Raw genomic sequence first — 21,782 nt, 5'->3', positions numbered from 1 at the left:
CGAAGCCGCCTCCCTCAGATGACGGGAAGGCGGCTTCGTTCGTGCGCGGGCTGGATCAGAAGGCTTGCGCGAAGTCGTCCTCTCGGATCACGAGTCGCTCGCGTACGTCCTTCGGGATCAGTAGGCGGAGGTGCACCTTCGGTGCTCGGACCTTCGGCACCTTCGTGCGGGTCACTTCGCAGCGGATCCCTACCCGGTACAGGTCCGCGGACATGGCCTCCATGCCGCCTTCCTGCCAGTGCTCACGGAAAGTCTTGCCGCCGTGGACGTTGACCCACCGATCCTTCGCGGTCTCGGGGTCGATCGCTTCGAGCTCACTGATGAGCTTGTCCAACGTCGCCTCCGCCTGCTCCTTCGTGAACCGCGTCTTTGTGTACCGGCCCCCGGGTTCGAGATCCTTCATGTACAGCGCGATGGTCTCTTGAAGGCGCTTGATCTCCTTGCGGGCCTCGGCGCCCTCTGCGTACTGGCGGACCTGCACGGGGAAGTCTCCGAGGACCTTGAGTACGTCCTGCACCAGGCGCTCGTAGACCCGCTCGGGGTTGGGCGCTCCCAGCCCGCCGCTCTTGCAGTTGCGGCACCGCAGGTACTGGTACGTCCCGTGCGTGTTGTTCGTGATCTGCACGGTCATGTTCGTCTTGCAGTCGGCGCACAGCAGGACGCCGAGGAACTGGGTCACACCGCCGACACGGCGCGGCGGCTGGTTCTTCTTGCGCTTGTCGAGGGCGGCGCCGAGGGTCTCGAACTCCTCCTCAGTAAAGAGGGGAGGGGCGACCTTGATCGGCCTGCCGTCCTTGCCGAGGAGCGGCTTCGATCGTCGCTGGCCGCCGTTCTTGTCCTCTTCTACCCGGTAGCCGAGGAGCGCAGGGTTGCGCAGGCGGCGGTGAAGCGTTGCCACGGTGAGCCCTTGGGTCATCAGACCGGACCGCTTCAGGCAGCGCACCATGAAACCGGCGGAGCGTCCTCGGAGCGCCATGCGTCGGGCCCAGTGCAGGGCCTTGGCCGCCTCGGGATCGATGACGAGAACGACCTTTCCCGTGTCGTCCTCGTCCGTGACGTAGCCGTACGCCGGCTTGCCGATGATCCAGTCTTCCTGCGACTTCGCGTAGTCCCACAGGCTCGCGACGCGGGTCGAGGTGTTGGCCGCCTCGATCTCGGCGATGCCACCGATGATGGTGACCATGATCTTTCCGGCGGTCGTCGTGAGGTCAAGGCTGTCGTTCTTCGAGACCAGGTTCTTCCCGCGCTTCAGGCTCCACTCGATCATCATCGAGAGGTCGGAGAGACGCCGTACGAAGCGGTCGAGCTTCCAGAACAGGAGCTCGTCGAACTCGGGGGAGCGGTTGTTCAGCCACTCCCCGAGCTCTTTCCGCTTCCACGGCGGGACCTTCGTCGCCGATACGTTCAGGTCGGAAGCGACGCCGACGACTCGGCTCCCTCGCTCCCTGGCCAGGATGCGGAGATCGAGCTCCTGCCGTACAGGCGACGTCGTGTCGTCCGTCAGTACGGACAGGCGGATGGATAAGAGTGCCCGGGGTGCGTCCTGGGGGAGTAGGGCCTCAGCCCGTTTGAGCTCCTCCAACAGGGCAAGGTCGGCCTCGGTCCACTCGGTTTCCACGCTGTAGGCCGCTCGGTCTGCCGCGAGTCGGCGCTGTCCTCGTTTCCTCATGTCAGACAGCGTGGCGCAGTTCGCGGGCAGTTTTAAGCGTTTTTCCATATGCCCCGCGATGGACACCGAGATCCAGGTCGGTCCGACCGGCAGGAAGCTGTTGCCGCTGACCGTGGTCAAGTAGGCGGGAACCATCCGCCGCCGAGGCACGTACCCTTGGTAGAAGTACGACCGCTCTCACGAAGGACTGAACGACACTGGGCAAGCGACAGCCCGTAGGCCCGCCGCCCGTTCCCGCGGTGCAGCGCATCCGACTGCGCTACACCAAGCGCGGCCGCCTCCGGTTCACCAGCCACCGTGACTTCCAGCGCGCCTTCGAGCGTGCGCTGCGCCGCGCCGAGGTGCCCATGGCGTACTCGGCGGGGTTCACGCCGCACCCGAAGGTGTCGTACGCCAATGCCGCACCCACCGGCACGGGCAGTGAGGCGGAGTACCTGGAGATCGCGCTCACCGAGGCGCGCGACCCGGAGCGGCTCAGGCTGCTCCTCGACGAGTCGCTGCCCGCCGGGCTCGACGTCGTCGACGCGGTCGAGGCCCGGACCTCCGGGCTCGCCGACCGGCTGACGGCCTCCGTGTGGGAGCTGCGGCTGGAGGGTGTGGAGCCCGCCGAGGTCGAGGCCGCCGTCGCGGCCTTCAACGCGGCTCCGGCGGTGGAGGTGCAGCGCCGGACCAAGAGCGGTGTGCGCACCTTCGACACCCGTTCCGCCGTCGCGCACCTGGAGAGCGCCACCACGCACGGTTCACCGGCTGATAGGCCGACCGACCGGCCCTGTGCGATACTGCGGCTGGTTGTTCGGCACGTGACGCCTGCCGTACGACCCGACGACGTCCTGTCCGGTCTTCGCGCCGTGGCCGACCTGGCGCCGCCGGTCCCCGCAGCGGTGACCAGGCTGGCGCAGGGGCTGTTCGATGAAGAGACCGGTGCGGTGACCGACCCGCTCGCGCCCGACCGCGAGGCGAAAGCGCCCGAGCCGCAACCGGCCGCCGCTTCCGCCGCCGCGAAGGTGCCGGCGTAAGGAAGGTTCCGCGTAGGGACGGACGTCGTAGCGCCGCCCTCGAACTCGGGAGCCACCTGGGTCGGGCAGCGCACCGACCACAAGACTTTCGCCAGGCCGTGCACGACAAGGGGTACGGAACCGGCGAGACAAGACACGGAGAGCTTCCGAGCGGCGCCCGCGCCCCGGACGGCGGCGACCGCGCACCGCGCGAGCCGCGGACGTCAACGGCGGTCGGCACAGCCGATGCCGGACCAGGCGCGGCGCCCGGGAGCCTGACGGGAGAAACCCCCGCATGCTCGAACCGACCGAACCCACCGGGTCCGCGACCAGCTCGACGGACACCGAGTCGAACACCCCCAGCGACACCCTGCCGCCGCGCCGACGGCGCAGGGCCGCGTCCCGTCCGGCGGGGCCGCCCGCCGGTGCCTCCGAGGTACCGGCGGAGACCGTGACCCCGGCGGAGGCGGTGCCCGCCGAGCCCGCCGAGGCTGACGAGCCGGCCCCGGAGCCCGCGGCCCCCGCCCGCCCGCGCCGCCGTGCGGTACGCCGTGCCTCCGCGCCCGCCGGGGCTCCGGCGTCCGCGGAGGCGGCCGAGACCGTCGTGGCCGCGGCGCCCGCCAACGAGACGCCGACGCCTGCCGCGGAGGCCGCGCCGGCCGCCGAGGCCCCGGAGACCGTCACCGCCGAGAGCGCCGCGCCCAAGGGGCGCACCCGGCGTCGTGCCACGCGCAGCGTGACCTCGGCCGCCGAGCCGGCCGCCGTCGAGCCGGCCGAGGCGTCCGCGCCCGCCGCGAAGGAGGCCCCGGCCGAGGCCGAGGAGGCCGCGCCCAAGGGCCGGACCCGGCGTCGTGCCACGCGCAGCGTCTCCGCCCCGGTCGACGCACCCGCCGCGACCGCCGCCGAGGCGGGCGAGCCCGAGCCCGCGGTGGCCCCCGCCCCCGCCCCCGAGCCCGAGCCCGTGAAGGCCGCCGAGGCCGCCGCTCCCGCCGCGCGGGCCGAGAGCGCCGAGTCCGGTGAGGACGCCGCCCCGCGCCGTGCGCGCCGCCGGTCGACCCGTAAGGCCGCCTCCGGTTTCGCCGCCCCGGCTCAGGCCGCCGCCTCCGACGAGGCCGACGCGCCCAAGCGCCCCTCGCGTCCCGCGGTCGCCGTGTTCCAGGCGCCCGTGTTCGCCGAGCCCCAGTTCCAGACGCCCGAGCGGGCCGCGGCCGAGGCCGCCGCGGAGGCGGCCGGTGCCGAACCGGCGAAGCCGGTCGAGGAGAGCGCCCAGCCCGCGGAGGAGCAGACCGCCGGTTCGCGCCGTCGCCGCAAGCGCCGGGGCGCCGCCGAGGAGGCCACCGAGGAGCGCGCCACCGCCGCCGTCGCCGCCGTCGCCCAGGAGGAGCCCGAGGCCGAGGGCGACGTGGACGCCGACGCCGAGTCCGACGAGCCGGGCGACGACCACGACGACGAGGGCTACGAGGAGTCCGGTTCGCGCCGTCGCCGTCGCCGGGGCGGCCGTCGCCGCCGCCGGGGTGACGCCGCCGACGGCGACCTGGCGGACGGCGAGAGCGAGCACACCGCCGCCGAGCAGGCCGCTCAGGACGCCGAGGACACCGTCGAGCAGGCGCGGGAGGACGCCGCCGAGGAGGGCGGCGAGGAGGCCGCCGGCGAGAGCGGCGGCTCCAGCAGCAGCCGTCGCCGCCGTCGCCGCCGGCGCCGCGCCGGGGACGCCTCCGGCGAGGGCGAGACCTCCGCCGACGACCCCGAGCGCACCGTCGTCAAGGTCCGCGAGCCGCGGCCCGCGCGGGAGAAGAGCGAGCCGTCCGACGAGGTGCAGTCCATCAAGGGCTCGACCCGTCTGGAGGCCAAGAAGCAGCGCCGCCGCGAGGGCCGCGAGCAGGGCCGCCGGCGCGTGCCGATCATCACCGAGGCCGAGTTCCTGGCCCGCCGCGAGGCCGTCGAGCGCGTCATGGTCGTCCGCCAGCACGGCGAGCGCACCCAGATCGGCGTCCTGGAGGACGGGGTGCTCGTCGAGCACTACGTCAACAAGGAGCAGGCCACCTCGTACGTCGGCAACGTCTACCTCGGCAAGGTGCAGAACGTGCTGCCGTCGATGGAGGCCGCCTTCATCGACATCGGCAAGGGCCGCAACGCCGTCCTGTACGCCGGTGAGGTCAACTTCGAGGCGCTGGGCATGGCGGGCGGACCGCGCCGCATCGAGTCCGCCCTCAAGTCCGGCCAGTCGGTCCTCGTGCAGGTCACCAAGGACCCGATCGGCCACAAGGGCGCCCGCCTGACCAGCCAGGTCTCGCTGCCCGGCCGCTACCTGGTCTACGTGCCCGAGGGCTCGATGACCGGCATCAGCCGCAAGCTGCCCGACACCGAGCGCTCCCGCCTCAAGACGATCCTGAAGAAGATCGTCCCCGAGGACGCGGGCGTCATCGTGCGCACCGCCGCCGAGGGCGCCAGCGAGGACGAGCTGCGCCGCGACGTCGAGCGGCTCCAGGCGCAGTGGGAGGACATCCAGAAGAAGGCCAAGGGCGGCAGCTCCAGCGCGCCCACGCTGCTGTACGGCGAGCCGGACATGACCGTCCGGGTCGTGCGCGACATCTTCAACGAGGACTTCTCCAAGGTCGTCGTCAGCGGCGACGACGCCTGGCAGACCATCCACGGCTACGTCTCCCACGTGGCGCCGGACCTCGCCGAGCGGCTGTCCAGGTGGACCAGCGAGGTCGACGTCTTCGCGACGTACCGGATCGACGAGCAGCTCGCCAAGGCGCTGGACCGCAAGGTCTGGCTGCCCAGCGGCGGTTCGCTGGTGATCGACCGGACCGAGGCGATGGTCGTCGTCGACGTCAACACCGGCAAGTTCACCGGTCAGGGCGGCAACCTCGAGGAGACGGTCACCAGGAACAACCTGGAGGCGGCCGAGGAGATCGTGCGCCAGCTCAGGCTGCGCGACCTCGGCGGCATCATCGTCATCGACTTCATCGACATGGTGCTGGAGTCCAACCGGGACCTGGTGCTGCGGCGCCTGCTGGAGTGCCTGGGCCGGGACCGGACCAAGCACCAGGTGGCCGAGGTGACCTCGCTGGGGCTGGTGCAGATGACCCGCAAGCGGGTCGGTCAGGGCCTGCTGGAGTCGTTCTCGGAGACCTGCGTCCACTGCAACGGCCGCGGCGTCATCGTCCACCTCGACCAGCCGTCGTCGGCCGGTGGTGGCGGTGGCAAGCGCCGCAAGCGGGCGCGGGCCGGGGCCGAGCAGCCGCACGAGCACGAGGCGGTCGCCGGGGTCGAGACCGGCCCCACGGCGGAGCAGGAGGCGGAGACCGAGTCCGAGGCCGAGGTGGCCGCCGAGGTGGCCGAGCCGGTCGCCCTCCCGGCGCCCGACTTCAGCGCGGACGAGGAGCTGTACAGCAGTGCCGCGGAGGCCGAGGCGGCCGCCACGCGCGGTCGCGGCCGGCGTCGCGCGAGCCGTCGGGCGTCCGCACCGGCGGGTGCGCCCGGGGCCGCGAAGGCCGGGACGGCGAAGCCCGGGGAGGACCGGGCGGAGACGGCGGGGTCCGAGGAGGCCGGGGCCGTGTCCGCGGGGGCGCCGACGGCGCAGGACGTCACCGTGCGGGAGGAGGTCGAGCGTCCCGTGCGGCGTGAGCCCGCCGCCGAGGTGCTGGCCGAGCCGGCCGCCGTCGAGGACGCCGTCTCCGGCGCCCCCGCCCCGGAGCGGGCCCCGGAGCCCGCGTCGGACGAGGCCGCGCCCAAGGGCCGTACGCGCCGCCGGGCCACCCGGAAGGTGTCCGCGCCGGCCGGTTCCCCCGAGGGTGCCGAGGCCGCCGTACTCACGGTCCCGGAGACCGCGTCCGCGGTGTCCGAGCAGCCCGCGCAGCCCGAGCGGGCGCCGGAGGCCCCGGCCCCGGCGGAGGCGGCCGAGAGCGCGGCCCCGGCCCGTCCGCGGCGCCGTGCGGTGCGCAAGCCCACCACCTCCACCGCGTCCGAGGAGGCGGCCGTCGTGGTCGTCCCGTCGGCCGCGGCGGCGGAGGAGGCGCCGCAGGCCGGGCCCGAGGGCGAGGAGGCGGCCCCGGCCAAGAAGGCGGCGGCGCGCAAGACGGCCAAGAAGGCGACGGCGAAGAAGGCCGCCACCAAGAAGACGGCGGCCAAGAAGACGACGACCGCCAAGAAGGCCACCGCCAAGAAGGCGGCCAAGACGACGACCGCCAAGAAGGCCACGGCCAAGAAGACGGCGTCGAAGAAGACCGCGGCGGCCGCCCAGCAGGCACCGTCCTCGGTCACGGCCGCCACCGACGAGGGCTGATCCGGCACCCGCGGCACGATGTGCGGCCCCGTCCGTTCGGTTTCCGTTCGGGCGGGGCCGCACACGTTTCCCCCGGCCTTCTCCGGCGCATCATCACCGACAGGCCCCGCCCGCGAGGAGAGAAGATCACGTGCCGGTACTGACGAGGCTCATCCCCTCGCCGCTCGTCGTGGACGTCCGGCACGGCGCCCTGGACGACCTGGCGAGCGTCCTGGCGGACCAGCGGATCTCGCAGTCCGGCATGCTGGCCGTGGCGGTCAGCGACGGCTCGGGGGCGCGGCTGCGCAGGCGGCTGGAGCCGTCCCTGCCCGGCGCCGACTGGTTCGAGGTCGGCGGGGGCACGATCGACGACGCGGTGCGGCTGGCCGACGGCATGAAGGCGGGGCGCTACGACGCGGTCGTCGGCCTCGGCGGCGGCAAGGTCATCGACTGCGCCAAGTTCGCCGCGGCGCGGGTGGGCCTGCCCATGGTCGCGGTGGCCACCAACCTGTCCCACGACGGCATCTGCTCGCCGGTCTCGATCCTCGACAACGACGCGGGGCGCGGCTCGTACGGCGTGCCCACGCCCATCGCGCTCGTCGTGGACCTGGCGGTGATCCGCGAGGCGCCGATCCGTTTCGTGCGCTCGGGGATCGGCGACGCCGTGTCCAACATCTCCGCGGTCGCCGACTGGGAGCTGGCCCACCGGGTCAACGGCGAGAAGGTCGACGGCCTCGCCGCCGCCCTCGCCCGGCAGGCCGGCCAGGCCGTGCTGCGCCATCCCGGGGGCTGCGGCGACGACGGGTTCCTGACCGTGCTGACCGAGGGTCTGGTGCTGTCCGGCATCGCCATGACCATCGCCGGGCACACCCGTCCCTCGTCCGGTGCCTGCCACGAGATCAGCCACGCCCTGGACCTGCTGTACCCCGGGCGCGCGGCCAGCCACGGCGAGCAGGTCGGCATCGGCGCCGCCTTCGCGACGTACCTGCGCGGCGACCGGGAGGGTTCCCTGCTGATGGCGGACACGCTGCGCCGGCACGGGCTGCCCGTGGTGGCGGGGGAGATCGGGTTCGGTGACGAGGAGTTCGTGCGGGCCGTGGGGTTCGCGCCGCGGACCCGGCCCGGCCGGTACACGATCCTGGAGCACCTCGACCTGTCGCCCGCGCGGGCGGGGGAGGCGTACGCCGAGTACGTCGCGGCGGTCTCCGGCTGACCGCCGGCGGTTCCGGTCGCGGGCTCCGGGGGCCCGGTTTGACCCCCGTCGTGCGGCCCCGTAATCTTGACCGTCGGCGTGTCGACTGGCGCGTCACATCCCCGTAAACCTCTTTCCTTCCGGGTGTGCCCTCGCGGGCTGCGGCCGGGAGAGGCCGTCCGTGTGTCACCGGGCGGCTGGACTGCGGGGGTGCCGTTCCCGAGCGAGAGAGTGAGATCCGCGTGTACGCCATCGTGCGCAGCGGTGGTCGCCAGCACAAGGTTGCTGTCGGCGACATCGTTGAGGTTGACAAGATTTCCACCGCCAAGGTCGGCGACACGGTCGAGCTCTCGACCCTGCTCGTCGTCGACGGCGACGCTGTGACCAGCGACCCGTGGGTGCTGGCCGGCATCAAGGTCCAGGCCGAGGTCGTGGACCACCACAAGGGCCAGAAGATCGACATTCTGCGCTACAAGAACAAGACCGGCTACCGCCGTCGTCAGGGCCACCGCCAGCAGTACACGGCGATCAAGGTCACTGAGATCCCCGCGGCTGCGAAGTAAGGGACTGAGGAGACATGGCACACAAGAAGGGCGCATCGTCCACCCGGAACGGTCGCGACTCGAATGCCCAGCGGCTCGGCGTGAAGCGCTTCGGCGGTCAGGCCGTCAACGCGGGTGAGATCCTGGTCCGCCAGCGCGGCACCCACTTCCACCCGGGCGCCGGTGTCGGCCGCGGCGGCGACGACACGCTGTTCGCCCTGCAGGCCGGTGCGGTGCAGTTCGGCACCCACCGCGGCCGCAAGGTCGTGAACATCGTCCCGGTCGCCTGACCGGACACTTTCGCGAGGCGGGCCTCACTTCCCCCACGGGAAGCGGGTCCGCCTTTCGCGTGTTGCCCTAGAGACGCCCTTGCCGGTAACCCGCAGCAACTCGTAGTACTCGTAGTAGTGAGTAGTAACTGGAGGCACATCCCATGACCACCTTCGTGGACCGCGTCGAACTGCACGTCGCCGCGGGTAACGGAGGCCACGGCTGTGCCTCCGTCCACCGTGAGAAGTTCAAGCCGCTCGGCGGCCCGGACGGCGGCAACGGCGGCCGGGGCGGCGACGTGATCCTCACCGTGGACCAGTCGGTGACCACGCTGCTGGACTACCACCACTCCCCGCACCGCAAGGCCACCAACGGCAAGCCCGGCGAGGGCGGCAACCGCTCCGGCAAGGACGGCCAGGACCTGGTCCTGCCCGTGCCGGACGGCACCGTCGTCCTCGACAGGGCGGGCAACGTGCTCGCCGACCTGGTCGGCCACGGCACCTCCTACGTCGCCGCGCAGGGCGGCCGGGGCGGCCTCGGCAACGCGGCGCTGGCCTCCGCGCGGCGCAAGGCGCCCGGTTTCGCGCTGCTCGGCGAGCCCGGCGACCTCCAGGACATCCACCTGGAGCTGAAGACCGTCGCCGACGTGGCGCTGGTCGGCTACCCGAGCGCCGGCAAGTCCTCGCTGATCTCGGTGCTGAGCGCGGCCAAGCCGAAGATCGCCGACTACCCCTTCACCACGCTCGTCCCCAACCTGGGCGTGGTGACGGCCGGTTCGACCGTGTACACCGTCGCCGACGTCCCCGGTCTCATCCCCGGCGCCAGCCAGGGCAAGGGGCTGGGCCTGGAGTTCCTGCGGCACGTGGAGCGGTGCAGCGTGCTGGTGCACGTGCTGGACACGGCGACGCTGGAGTCCGAGCGCGACCCGCTCTCCGACCTGGACGTCATCGAGGCCGAGCTGCGCGAGTACGGCGGCCTGGACAACCGGCCGCGGATCGTCGTCCTCAACAAGATCGACGTGCCCGACGGCAAGGACCTCGCCGAGATGGTCCGCCCGGACCTGGAGGCGCGCGGCTACCGCGTGTTCGAGGTCTCCGCCGTGGCCCACATCGGCCTCAAGGAGCTGTCCTTCGCGCTGGCCGAGCTGGTCGCCAGGGCGCGGGCCGCCCGGCCCAAGGAGGAGGCCACGCGCATCGTCATCCGGCCCAAGGCCGTGGACGACGCCGGCTTCACCGTCACCCGCGAGGAGGACGGCCTGTTCCGGGTGCGTGGCGAGAAGCCCGAACGCTGGGTGCGCCAGACGGACTTCAACAACGACGAGGCCGTCGGCTACCTCGCCGACCGGCTCAACCGCCTCGGTGTCGAGGAGAAGCTGATGAAGGCGGGCGCCCGCGCCGGCGACGGCGTCGCCATCGGCCCCGAGGACAACGCGGTCGTCTTCGACTGGGAGCCGTCGATGTCGGCCGGCGCCGAGATGCTCGGCCGCCGCGGCGAGGACCACCGTTTCGAGGCACCCCGCCCCGCCGCGCAGCGCCGCCGCGACCGGGACGCCGAACGGGACGAGGTCCAGCAGGAGTTCGACGGTTTCGAGCCCTTCTAGGGCCCGCCCGCGCTCTCTGCCGCACCCGGGGCCGTCCCCGCTCGCGCCCCTGTCCGTCGACGGGGTTACAGAGGTGTGTCACCGCTGTGATCCGACCTTCGGATTCCCTGTGTACTTTGTGAGGATGATGTGGCCTCACGTGTGTGGCCAGGGGTGGGGGACGGCCTGACCAGCCGCTCCCGGGAGCAGAGAGAAGCCGCAAAGTGAAGATCGCATTCCTCGTTCGGGACCTGTGCCACATGGGGGGCGTGGTCAGCGCCACGCAGAACCTCGCCGGGGCCCTGGCCGAGCGGCACGACGTCGAGATCGTCGCGCTGCGCAAGGTGCGCGACGAGTCGTACTTCCCGCTGGACCCCCGGGTCAGGGTCCGGGCGCTGACCGACATGCGGCCGCACTCCCCGGTGTCCGACGTCGACGACCCGCTGTCCGACAAGTTCCCGCTGATATACCCGCTCAACGCCGGCGCCAAGACGCCGGTGGTGAGCCGGCTCGCGGAACTGCGGCTCCTGGAGTACCTCGCCACCACCGACGCCGACGTCGTGGTCAGCTCCAGCCCGCGCAACACGATCATGCTGGCGCAGGCGCCCGGTGACTACCTGAAGGTCACCCAGGAGCACTCGATGCCCGCCATCTACGCCACGGACATCAAGCAGCGCCTCTTCCCGGCCTACCGGCACCTGGACGCCCTCACGGCGCTCACCCCGGAGGAGGTCGCGTCCCTCGCCCGGCAGGTGCCCGCGGTGCGCAACCGCCTCGCGGTGATGCCCAACTGCGTGCCCGCGTCCCCGATCCGCTCCAGCGGCACCAACAAGGTGATCGTCTCCGCCGGCCACCTCACGGACAACAAGAACCACGCCCTGCTGGTCGAGGCCTTCGCCAAGGTCCACGCCGAGGCACCGGAGTGGACCCTGCGCATCTACGGCCACGGTGCCGAGAAGAAGAAGCTGCGGGCCCGCATCGAGGAACTGGGGCTGTCCAACAGCATCCTGCTGATGGGCCAGACCTCGCCCGTCACCCCGGAGTTCGGCAAGGGCTCGATCTTCGTGCTGCCCTCCAAGCGGGAGGCGTTCGGCAACGTCGTCGTCGAGGCGATGGCCGCCGGACTGCCCGTCGTCGCCACCGACGCCGACCACGGGCCGCGCAACATTCTCACCGACGGCGAGGACGGGCTGATCGTCCCGCGCGGTGACGTGGAGGCCATGGCCGGGGCGATCCGGCGCCTGGTCCAGGACGACGAACTGCGCCTGAAGATGGGCGCCGCGGGCATCCGCAACGCCGAGCGGTTCCACGAGCGGGCCAGCCGCGAGCGCTTCGAGGCCATCATCGAGGAGGCCTTCGCCCGCAAGGAGCTGCCCCGTCACGCCACCGCGCGGGTGGACCGGGAGGGCTCGGTCCACGTCGCCGTGGGCGCGCTGCCGGCGAGCGTCGGGCAGGCCGACCTCGTCCTGCGCAAGGGCGGCGCGGGTGCCGCGGAGCACCGCTTCCCCTTCTCCGCCGAGGGCGACGCCCTCGTGCCCTGGGACGCCGGCCTCGCGCACGGCACCTGGGAGCTGGCCCTGGCCGCCCGCGAGGGCGAGCGCGAGGTGGCGCTCACCACCGACGGCTACGGCTGCGACACCCGCGACCTGCTGGCCGTACGGCTGCCGCGCGAGCAGGGGCCGTCCCTGGCGCTGATGCTGCCGCACCGGCACGAGGACGGCGGGCTGCGGCTGCGCAGCGCGCTGCGCGAGGTGCACGCCGAGGTCGGTCCGGTCACCGTGGACGAGCGCACCGTCGCCGTACGCGCCGAGCTGTGGGGTGCGCGGCCCGCCGCGGGCGCCGTCGTGGAGGCCGTGCACCGGCGGGACAAGGAGCGCGTGCTGACTTTCCCGCTGCGCGACGAGGGCGACGGCTGGGTGGCCGTGGACGTCGACTGCGCCGCCCTGGTGCGGGCGCACACCGACGAGGACGAGAAGGAGGTCATCTGGGACCTGTCGCTGCGCACGGCGGCCGACGCGCCCCGGGTGCCGCTGGCCAAGCTCGCGACCGACGTCCTCGCGCCGATCGACGTGTTCACCTTCCCCCGCCCGGTGCTCAGCGAGCCGGTGGCCTCCCCGCCGACCGTGCTGACCCGCGCGGTGCGCAAGTCCCGCCGGGCGCTGGGCCAGACGCCCGCCCCGCTGCCGCCCACCCGCCAGCGCACCGAGCTGCGGCCCTACTTCACGGCCGCGTGCCAGCTCTCGGTGAAGACCGTGCGGCTCTGAACCGGCCGCGGGAAAGGGGCGGGGCCCGGAGGATGGTGATCCTCCGGGCCCCGCCCCTTCGCGTCCGCGTGACGGCGGGTCAGCCCTCGCGGGCCTGCTCGATCATCCGGTCGACGACGCGCGCGGAGGCGTTGCCGTCGTCCAGGTCGCAGAACAGGTGGTGGAAGCGGTCGAACCGCTCCTGGTACTCCGCCCGCACCTGGTCGATGTCGCGGATCGCGTCGACCAGCTCCTTGGAGTTGTCGATCAGCGGGCCGGGGGAGTCCTGCTCGAAGTCGAAGTAGAACCCGCGCAGCGTGTCCCGGTAGTGCTCCAGGTCGTACGTGAAGAACAGCATCGGCCGCTTCAGGTGCGCGTAGTCGAACATCACCGACGAGTAGTCCGTGATCATGATGTCCGCGGCGATGTACAGGTCGACGATGTCCGGGTACTCCGAGGCGTCCCACACGAAGCCGTTGCCCGCGCCCGGCACCGCGTCCACCACGTTGGAGTGGCGGCGGATCAGCAGCACGTGGTCGTCGCCGAGGCGCCGCTGGGCGTCCTCGAGGTCGATGCGCAGGTCGAACAGGTACTGCCCGGCGCTGTGCGACTGGTCGTCGCGCCAGGTCGGTGCGTACAGCACGACCTTCTTGCCGTCGGGAAGGCCGAGCGCCTTCTTCACCCGCGCCGTGATCGCGTCCCGGTCGGCGGTGTACAGGTAGTCGTTGCGGGGGTAGCCCGCCTCCTGGATCTCACCGTCGTAGGAGAACGCCCGCTTCAGGATCGGCGTGCTGAAGCGGTTGGAGGACACCAGCAGGCTCCACTGCTTGGCCTCCAGCGCCAGCTTCTCCTGGTAGCGCCGGTCGAAGTGCAGGGTGTCGATGTCGTGCCCGATCTTCTTCAGCATCGTGCCGTGCCAGGTCTGCACGATCGACTGGCCCGGGCGGCGCACGATCCAGTCGGGAAGGTGGCCGTTGGTGACGATGTAGCGGCTGGAGGCCAGCGCCTCGTACCACTCCGTGCCCCACATGCGGACCTTCTCTACGCCGTCCGGCAGGTTGACCTGGCCGTCACGGACCGCCCACAGGTGCTTCAGGTCCGAACCGCGCCGCACCAGCTCCTCGTACATCGCGCGCGGGCTGTCCGAGAACTGCTTGCCGTTGTAGCTCAGGTAGAAGACCTGGTCCTTGAGCGGCTGCTGGAACAGCGGCTCGTACACCGTGCGGCGCAGCTCCTTCTGGCGGTACGGTCCGCGCTCCAGGTCGCTCAGCTCGGAACGGGCGTTGAGCTGCGGGAAGTCGCCCCAGCGGTTCTCCAGCCAGTAGCGGCGGCCGTTCAGTTCGGCCTGGACGGGGAACGAGTCCGCGGCCAGCCGGTCGGTGACGAAGGCGACGTCGGGCACGCCCTCCTCGTCGGGCCGCAGGAAGAGGTTCCAGCGCCCGGCGCGCAGCGGGACGTCGCCCGCGCCGCCGAGGCGGGAGGGGTCGAAGGCCACCTCGAAGCGGCCGCCGTCCAGCCAGCGGGTCTCGACGAAGCGCTCCTCGTAGCGGTTGCGCGGCTTGAGCAGGAAGCGGGAGCCGGACAGCCGCGGGTCGGCGTGGCCGGTGAGAGCGATCTTCCCGTCGCGCACCGCGGCCGAGTCGATCACCGCACGGCGGGTGCGGCCGGAGAACTTCAGGAACCCGGTGTGGCCCGCCACGACGGCCAGCTCCACCAGGTGGGACTGGGTGCCGAGGGACTCGGGCAGCGGGAACGCCGCGTCGGCCAGGCCCTCCTGCATCACGGTGCCGAAACGGCGCTCCTTGCCCTGCGCGTCGGTCGCGACCAGCACCGTGGACCAGGTCCGCTTCTCCGGCTGCGCCTTCTCGTCGACGCCCTCGTGGAAGATCAGCGCCACGTCGGCGACCGGCACCTCGACCGAGAAGGTCTGCCTGCCGCCCGCGCGCTCCACGGCGACGGGGTAGTCGAGGGTCTCGGCGCCCTTCTGGTTCTTGACCCGCAGAGCCACCTGCTCGTCCGCGGCGAGGGGCTCGCGGATCTCACCGGTGACCTTGATCCGGTCGCCCTCCAGGGCACGGCCGGTGATCAGGGCGCGGACCTTCTCGATCCGCAGCTTCAGCGCGCCGCGCTCCACGGAGGGCAGCATCCGGAAGTCCGGGCTCAGCCAGTGGTACGGCGGGAAGTTGCAGGCCGCGCCGCCGCTGGAGTGGACCGCGTGGCGGCGCACCAGGCCGGAGGCGAAGATGCCCAGGCCCACGTGCCACACGGCCTCCTGCCACTCGCCGCCCTTGCGCAGCCGGGCGGGGTCGATGGTGACCTCCCAGCCGGCCCACTCGTAGTTGTAGCGGTCCTGGCCGGAGTCGGTGGTGACCTCGGGGCGGCGCAGGTTGCGGGCCGGCAGCAGGATGCGGCGGCGGGAGCGGTCCTTGCGGAGCTGGAGGACCTTCACCGAGGCCTTGCGGGTCGGCAGGTCGATCTTGTCGATCCAGGCGTTGCCGGACAGCACGAGCTTGCCGCCGGACCAGCTCACCTCCTGCAGCGGGGCGCGCATGTTCAGGTGCTGGTCGATGCGCAGGGCGCCCTTGGGCAGGTGCAGGTCCGCGCCCTCCAGGGAGGGGAAGGAGGCGTACTTGCGCACCAGGCCGCTGACCTCGGGGGTCTCCTTGCGGCGCTGGCCGGCCAGCAGGGCGATCAGCTCCTCCAACTGGTGCTTGCGCACCAGCAGCCACTGCACGCGCAGTTCGGCCGGGAGGTCCATGACGACCTTGGGGTCGATGCTGTCGAGGAAGCGGTTGGCCGACCGCAGGAACTCGGCCCGGTACTCCTCGTCGCCGTCCGGAACCACGTTGAGGAAGAGCCGCAGGTCGTCGCGGAGGACACGGGTGTCGTACTCGCGCTTGAGGCGGGCGAAGGTCTCGCCGGGCTGCTCGGCCAGGAAGGCGCTGATCTCCATCACGGAGGTGGTCCGGTCGCGCACGCCCGCCGGGTCGGTGCGGCGCTGGGTGATCGACGGGGCGGACTCGCCCTCGCGCAGCCGCCAGTAGTAGCAGGGCTCCGAGATGACGTCGACGCTCTCGGCCAGGTAGTGGGCCCGCATGGTGACGGGGGTGTCCTCGTACAGCCGGCCCTCGGGGAAGGCGAAGCCGTTCTTCTCCCAGAAGGTGCGGCGGAAGACCTTGTTGCAGGCGATGCGGTCGGCGACGAGCTTGCCGTAGCGGGATATGTGGGTGCGCAGCCGGGCCTCGCCGGCCAGCATCCGCATCAGCGGGACCTGCCAGGACTTCTCGCCCTTGAGGTGGTAGACGTTGCCGGTGGCGAAGTCCGAGCCGCTCTCGTCGAGGCTGCCGACCATGAGCCGGTAGGCGTCCGGCGGTATCAGGTCGTCGCTGTCGACGAAGGTCAGGAACTCGGACTCGGGCGCCAGGTGCGTCATGCCCGTGTTGCGGGCGGCGCCCAGACCGCCGTTCTCCTTGCGTATGAGCTTGAAGCGCGGGTCGCGGGAGGCGTACTCCTCGGCGATGGCGGCGGAGCCGTCGGGCGAACCGTCGTCCACCATCAGGACCTCGAAGTCACGGAAGGTCTGTGCGGCGAGCGAGTCCAGACAGGCGGGGAGGTAGCGCTCCACGTCGTAGATGGGGACGATGACACTGAGCCGAGGGGCCATGGCTTGGTGGTCTCCTTTCGGGGTCAGGCCCGCTCGACCAGTTCGAGCGCCTGGGCGGGGGTCGGGGCGTGGTGGCGTTCGTCGAACGGGACGATGGGCGGCAGGCTCTCTTCACCGAGGAAGACGCGTCGCACGACCCGTTCGGCTGCGTGTCCGTCGTCGAATTCGCAGAAACGCCGGCGGAAGGCGTCCCGGCGCTTCGTCGTCTCCGGGCTGTCGTACGCGCCGGAGGAAAGCAGCTTCAGCAGCTCCGCCTGCGTGGTGGCCACCGCGCCGGGCGGTTCCTGGAGCAGGTCGAAGTAGGTGCCGCGCACCGCGGAGTAGACGTCCCAGTCGGGGACGTAGCTGATGACCGGGCGGTCCAGCACGGCGTAGTCGAACATCGCCGAGGAGTAGTCCGTGATCAGGGCGTCGGCCGCGAGGTACAGCTCCTCCACCCGGGCGTGCCCGGAGACGTCGACGACGCGGCCGGTGCGGCGCAGCTCGTCGACGTGCGGGGAGTTGCCGTAGAAGTAGTGGCCGCGCACCAGCAGGGTGACGTCGGGCCCCAGTTCGCGGGCGAACGCGGCCAGGTTCAGGGGCGGCGTGAAGCCGGGCTGGTACTCGCGGTGCGTCGGCATGTACAGGAATGCCTTGGTGCCGTCGGCCAGGCCGAGCGCGGCGCGGGCCGCGCGCACCTCCTGCGGACCGGCGTTGACGAGGACGTCGTTGCGCGGGTAGCCGGTCTCCAGGGTGGTGTACGAGCAGGGGTAGACCCGCTCCCAGATCACCGTCGAGAACTGGTTGGCGCTGATGCTGTAGTCCCAGCGGTCGCAGCGCTCCAGGAGCTTCTCGAAGTCCATGTCGGTGGAGGCCGGGTACTTCTGCTGGTCCAGGCCCATCGTCTTCAGCGGCGTGCCGTGATGGGTCTGCACGTGGATCTGGCCCTCGCGCTTGACCACGGAGTCCGCGAAGTTCACGTTGTTCACGAGGTACTTGGCGCGCGCCACGGCCGCCCAGTACTCGCGCGAGCCCACGCGGACGACGTCCACGCCCTTGGGCACCCGGCTCGCGTTCTCGGCGCGCACCGCCCAGACGCGGCGCATGTGCGGGGCCAGGCGGGCCAGTTCGGCGTCGATGGCGGCGGGGTTGCAGGAGACGCTGCGGCTCCAGTAGGCGGAGAACAGCACCAGGTTGTCGTCCAGCGGCAGCCTGAGCTGGGACTGGTAGAAGGCGCCCATCGCGCCGCGCTTGGAGCGGTTGAGCGCGGTGCGGGTGCGGGACTTGACCCGCTGGCGCAGCTTCACCGCCGCCAGGGCGCTCACCATGGTCGTGTAGGCGTCGCGCTCCAGCATCCCGTACTTGTGGCCGCGGCCGCCGCCCGGGCGGGTGAAGCCCTTCGGCACGCGGGCGCGGTAGTCGGCGGAGGCCCGGTGGAAGAACTCGGCGCGCGCGTCCTGCGGCAGGCGGCCCGGGCGTTCCAGGACGGTCAGGTAGTGGTCGACCATCTTGCGGAACAGCGGGGCGCGCCACTCGGCGAGTTCCTCGTGCGCGTCGAGGTAGTCGAAGACCCGCTGGTACTGGTCGAAGACGTCGAAGTGCTTGCGGCTGACCGTCTTGAGGATGTTGCCGCCCTCGCGCCGCTGCCGGTAGTAGACGCACACCCGGTCCAGCACGGCGATCCGCTCGGTGCTGATCAGCGAGCAGAACGTCCAGGGGGCGTCCTCGTAGTAGCCGGGCGGGAAGGTGAGCCCGGTGCGGGTGACGAAGTCGCGCCGGTAGGCCTTGTTCCACACGATCTGGAGCAGGTCGAGCAGTTGGGGGCGCTCGGCCAGGGAGAAGGTGTCCGGGCCCTCTTCCTTGAGCACGTCGGCCCGCAGGTTCGGGCGGACCCGGCCGTCCCAGTAGGTGCGCGCGTAGTCGAAGATCAGGATCTCGGGATCGCCCGTGGCCTCGATCCGGTCCCGAATGGCCGACAACGCACCGTCCGACAACGTGTCGTCACTGTCCAGGAACAACACGTAATCGCCGGTGGCCTTTTCCAGTCCGGCGTTGCGCGCGCGTCCCAGCCCCACGTTTTCCGTGAGGTGAATCACATGAATCCGGTCGTCGCGTTTGGCGTACTCGTCGAGAATGGCCCCTGAACCGTCGGGCGAGCAGTCGTCGACCGCGATGATCTCGAAGTCCGTGCAGTCCTGTCCGAGTATGGAGTCAAGGCACTCGGGCAGATAGCCCTGCACCTTGTACACGGGGACAACGAGAGAGAGCTTGGGCATCCTTACAACCTGTTCCGAGAACTGACCACGGGACCGCGGGCTGGGACCGGAACGCGCTCCGGGCACTGCTCGGGCCTGGAGCGCGCCGCCGCATCAGCGTAAAGGATTCACGCGGAGTTTCCGTGGGCACGGTAGTCGGACACCCTGTGCCCCGCCACGGTGGGAAATGGCCGCACCGGCCGCCCGAATGGGCCGCGCCGGAGAAGCCGGAGAACTTCCTCACATTCGGCCCCGCCGTCCTCTTTACCGACTTGTGCCGTTTTCCGCCCCATGTGCCCGACTCGTTGCGGCGGGCCGTGTACGGGTCCGGGCCGGGTGCCGCAGGAGCGGGAGAGGGGGGGGAAGGAGCTGGCTGGTCACGGCCGGAGCCGGGTGCGGTGCCGGGTGCGGGCCGCGCGTTCGGGGCCCGGGCGGCGAAGGCGCGGACGAGTGCGCGGACTTGTCCGCCGGATGCCCGCCGGCGGCGCCCGCCGTGAACGCGGGGCGGTGCCGCCGGCGGCGGGGCGGGCGAGCGTTCCCGGCCGCGGGGGTGTGATTCGTGACCATGCTGTGACAGGCGCGGTGCCCGCCGGAGCCGGGAAGGGGCTCGGACGCTCAGGGGCGGCCGTGCGGTTCCGGGGCCGCGGAGGGGGCGGACGGCCGGGCGGGTTCACGGCGCGGGCCGGGGAGCGGTCCGGCGGACGGGAGTTCCTCGGCGAGCCGCTCCGCCATCCTGGCCCGGTGCCGGACCGCCTCCGCGCACAGGTCCCGCACCGCACCGGCGAACCGCTCCCGGGACGGCGGCTCGGCCGGACCCAGCAGCCGCCGGGCCAACGCGGCGCGCTCCCCGGCGAGTTCGTCCAGTTCCGGATGCCGCACCGACTCCAGCAGCGCCGGCACCCCGGACGCGTCCGGCGTCAGCACGGTCGCCGCCGCCACCGTCGGGAACGACTTGCGGAACACGTCCTCGGCCAGCGTGCTCGTGTTGGCGACCGCGTACGGCTTGCCGCTCGCCAGGAAGTCGCTGATCACGCTCGACACGTCGCTGATCAGCAGGTCGGCCCGGTTGAAGCAGGAGTACAGCGGCGGCCGGGCGTCCGTGACCACCTGGTGCTGCCACGCGGGCAGCGACGCCCAGTACGCCTCCTCCCACGCGGCCGCGGCCCGGCGCACCGCCTCCGCCCGCCCGGGTTCCGGCGCGGGCTGCCGCAGCATCCGCTCCGCCTGGTCCGCCGCCGGGCGGAAACCGGCCGCGGTGAGGCGCTCCAGCTCCGCCGCCCGCCGCGCGAGACCGGCGGCCGCCGAGGCGTCGGGACGGGGCCCGCCCCGCGCCCGGTTCGCCGCCCGCACCAGCTCCCGGATGCGCAGATCGGCGGCGCGGGCCCGCGGGTCCACGGAGCCGGTCAGCGGGTGCGGCTTGTACAGCAGCCGGACGCCCGGGTCCGCGAGCAGCGCCCGCACCAGGTTCTCCCCGGCCTCGACCACCGACGTGTTGCCCGGGTTGCCGTCCCAGCCCTCCCAGGTCGGCGCGTACAGGACGGTCGTCGGCGCCCCGGGCGCGGGCGGCCCGGCGCAGGGCCGTACGGCGTCGAGCTGCGGGCGGCCGATCTCCACGACGTCCTTGTCCTCGACGCCGACCTCCGCCAGCGCGTACCGCTCGCGCGCCGCGGGGCCGGCCACCCACACCTCGTCGTACGCCTTCGCGTACGGGTTGCACGAGGACAGTTTGTCGCTCTCCCCGTGGTTGACGAAGGCGTGCTTGATGGTGGGGATGCGCAGGACCTGCGAGGTCTTCCCGGAGTTGGACGGATGCAGGAGGACGCGGAGCGTGGAGTGCTCCAGACGCATCAGCGTGGACACCTTCGGCAGGCACACCACCGGGATGTCGGTCGCCGCGATCCGCTGCACCATGTGCCGCTCCCGCAGCACGATCACCGGCCGTTCGTCCAGGCGGGCCAGCGGCTCCAGCCACATGTTCGCCTGGTACGCCGAGGACGCCCCGCCCGAGAAGTAGAGGCCGACGGTGGGCCGGTACCGGGCCAGCCACGCGTCGAACCATGCGAGCACCTCCTGCTCACCGGCGGGCCGGCGGCCCGGCAGCAGCCGCAGCAGCAGCGCGCCCAGGCCGGTCAGCGCCGCCGCCAGGGACACCGCGAGCCCGGCCGCGCCGTACACCGGCGCGTCGGCCGCCGCCGTCGCCGCGAGCCCGCCCGTCGCGGGCAGCCCGAAGACCGCCAGCCGGTGCCCGGGGCGGCGCAGCAGCACCGGGGGCGCCGGGGTCAGCCGCAGCGCCGAGGCGTCGATGTTGCGGGTCACCACGGGCAGCGTGCGGGTACGCCGGACCAGGACGGACACCGCCTGGATCGCCCAGTGCAGCGCGTAGAAGACGAGCAGCCCGGCGACCAGCGGGGCGTACGCCCCCTCGCGGTGCTGCTCGCCCAGGCGCAGCAGGCCCACGACGAGCAGCAGGTCCCGCAGCACGTGCCGGACCGTGACGTCGGCGTGCGACTTGGCGAACAGTGACACGATGCCCCGCTGCCACCGGTACAGCACGCCCTCGGCGGCCAGCGAGGCGGCACTGGCCGCGAGGAGCAGCGGCACGTGCGGCAGCAGTGCGCCCAGCGCCTGCGCGGCGAAGACGGCCGCCAGCCCGCCCAGCACCAGCAGCTTCACGACGGTCCGCCGTGCGGGCGGGCCGGGGCGGGACCCACGGGGAGGACGGCGGCGGGGCAGGCGGGGCGGGATGAGGGGCACTGCGGTCGCTCCAGACTCGTCGCGCATCGGACAACCGGGTTAACGCCCAGTGACCACCTGACGACACGCGCGTGTTGACGCGAGGCCTTGACGGCGCCGTCCCGCACGGAAGCCCGGGCACGCCCGAAGTGCCCGCCTCGCCCCCCGGCCCGGGCACACCCCCCGGCCCGGGCACACCCCCTGGCCCTGGCCCCCCACGCACCGCATGGGCCCGCCCCCCCCTCGCCCGCACCCCGTCCTCCGGCGCCGAAGGCCGTCATGTGGCCGCGCGGAGTGGTCCGGGTGCGGAGGCGGCCGGAGCGTGGGCCCGGGCCGGGGCCCGGTGCCCCCGGCTCAAGGGCTCGCGGTGTCCTCGGGACGGGAGGCGCGG

General features: G+C 72.4%; 11 protein-coding genes. 7 read left to right on the top strand and 4 right to left on the bottom strand.

Annotated features, from left to right (window positions below):
- Nucleotides 1-55 precede the first annotated feature (55 nt).
- Nucleotides 56-1,618: a recombinase family protein gene (locus IG88_RS0111175; RefSeq protein ID WP_031038341.1), complete on the bottom strand. Its 1,563-nt coding sequence runs from the start codon at nt 1,616-1,618 to the stop codon at nt 56-58.
- Nucleotides 1,619-1,908: 290 nt separating this feature from the next.
- Here IG88_RS0111175 and IG88_RS0111165 point away from each other — a divergent pair, with 290 nt between their 5' ends.
- The 7 genes from IG88_RS0111165 to IG88_RS0111135 all read left to right on the top strand — a co-directional run bounded on the left by IG88_RS0111165 (nt 1,909) and on the right by IG88_RS0111135 (nt 12,781).
- Complete coding sequence (locus IG88_RS0111165) at nt 1,909-2,685, top strand: TIGR03936 family radical SAM-associated protein (protein ID WP_031038338.1); 777 nt, start codon at nt 1,909-1,911, stop codon at nt 2,683-2,685.
- A gap of 274 nt (nt 2,686-2,959) precedes the next feature.
- Entirely contained in the window at nt 2,960-6,955 is a 3,996-nt protein-coding gene (locus IG88_RS0111160) for an Rne/Rng family ribonuclease (protein WP_031038335.1), read from the top strand.
- Nucleotides 6,956-7,085: 130 nt separating this feature from the next.
- Nucleotides 7,086-8,147 carry an iron-containing alcohol dehydrogenase family protein gene (locus IG88_RS0111155; protein ID WP_031038332.1) on the top strand — a complete coding sequence of 354 codons (1,062 nt, stop codon included), beginning with the start codon at nt 7,086-7,088 and terminating at the stop codon, nt 8,145-8,147.
- A 221-nt stretch (nt 8,148-8,368) separates the two neighbouring features.
- On the top strand, nt 8,369-8,689 hold the full coding sequence (rplU, locus tag IG88_RS0111150) for a 50S ribosomal protein L21 (protein ID WP_004931419.1): 321 nt from the start codon (nt 8,369-8,371) through the stop codon (nt 8,687-8,689).
- 14 nt (nt 8,690-8,703) lie between these two features.
- Complete coding sequence (gene rpmA, locus IG88_RS0111145) at nt 8,704-8,958, top strand: 50S ribosomal protein L27 (protein ID WP_003976205.1); 255 nt, start codon at nt 8,704-8,706, stop codon at nt 8,956-8,958.
- Between the two features lie 143 nt (nt 8,959-9,101).
- On the top strand, nt 9,102-10,538 hold the full coding sequence (gene obgE / locus IG88_RS0111140; RefSeq protein WP_031038329.1) for a GTPase ObgE: 1,437 nt from the start codon (nt 9,102-9,104) through the stop codon (nt 10,536-10,538).
- Between the two features lie 203 nt (nt 10,539-10,741).
- On the top strand, nt 10,742-12,781 hold the full coding sequence (locus tag IG88_RS0111135; protein ID WP_031038327.1) for a glycosyltransferase family 4 protein: 2,040 nt from the start codon (nt 10,742-10,744) through the stop codon (nt 12,779-12,781).
- Between the two features lie 79 nt (nt 12,782-12,860).
- Here IG88_RS0111135 and IG88_RS0111130 read toward each other — a convergent pair whose 3' ends face one another.
- The 3 genes from IG88_RS0111130 to IG88_RS0111120 all read right to left on the bottom strand — a co-directional run bounded on the left by IG88_RS0111130 (nt 12,861) and on the right by IG88_RS0111120 (nt 21,439).
- Entirely contained in the window at nt 12,861-16,424 is a 3,564-nt protein-coding gene (locus IG88_RS0111130; RefSeq protein ID WP_031038326.1) for a bifunctional glycosyltransferase/CDP-glycerol:glycerophosphate glycerophosphotransferase, read from the bottom strand.
- Between the two features lie 23 nt (nt 16,425-16,447).
- Nucleotides 16,448-18,679: a bifunctional glycosyltransferase/CDP-glycerol:glycerophosphate glycerophosphotransferase gene (locus IG88_RS0111125; protein WP_031038324.1), complete on the bottom strand. Its 2,232-nt coding sequence runs from the start codon at nt 18,677-18,679 to the stop codon at nt 16,448-16,450.
- A gap of 594 nt (nt 18,680-19,273) precedes the next feature.
- Complete coding sequence (locus tag IG88_RS0111120; protein WP_107452116.1) at nt 19,274-21,439, bottom strand: hypothetical protein; 2,166 nt, start codon at nt 21,437-21,439, stop codon at nt 19,274-19,276.
- Nucleotides 21,440-21,782 lie beyond the last annotated feature (343 nt).

It is taken from the genome of Streptomyces sp. NRRL F-5650 (assembly GCF_000721365.1).
Classification (GTDB): domain Bacteria; phylum Actinomycetota; class Actinomycetes; order Streptomycetales; family Streptomycetaceae; genus Streptomyces; species Streptomyces ardesiacus.
The sequence above is the reverse complement of the archived record's forward strand: the minus strand, read 5'-3'. Positions and strand labels throughout refer to the sequence as shown.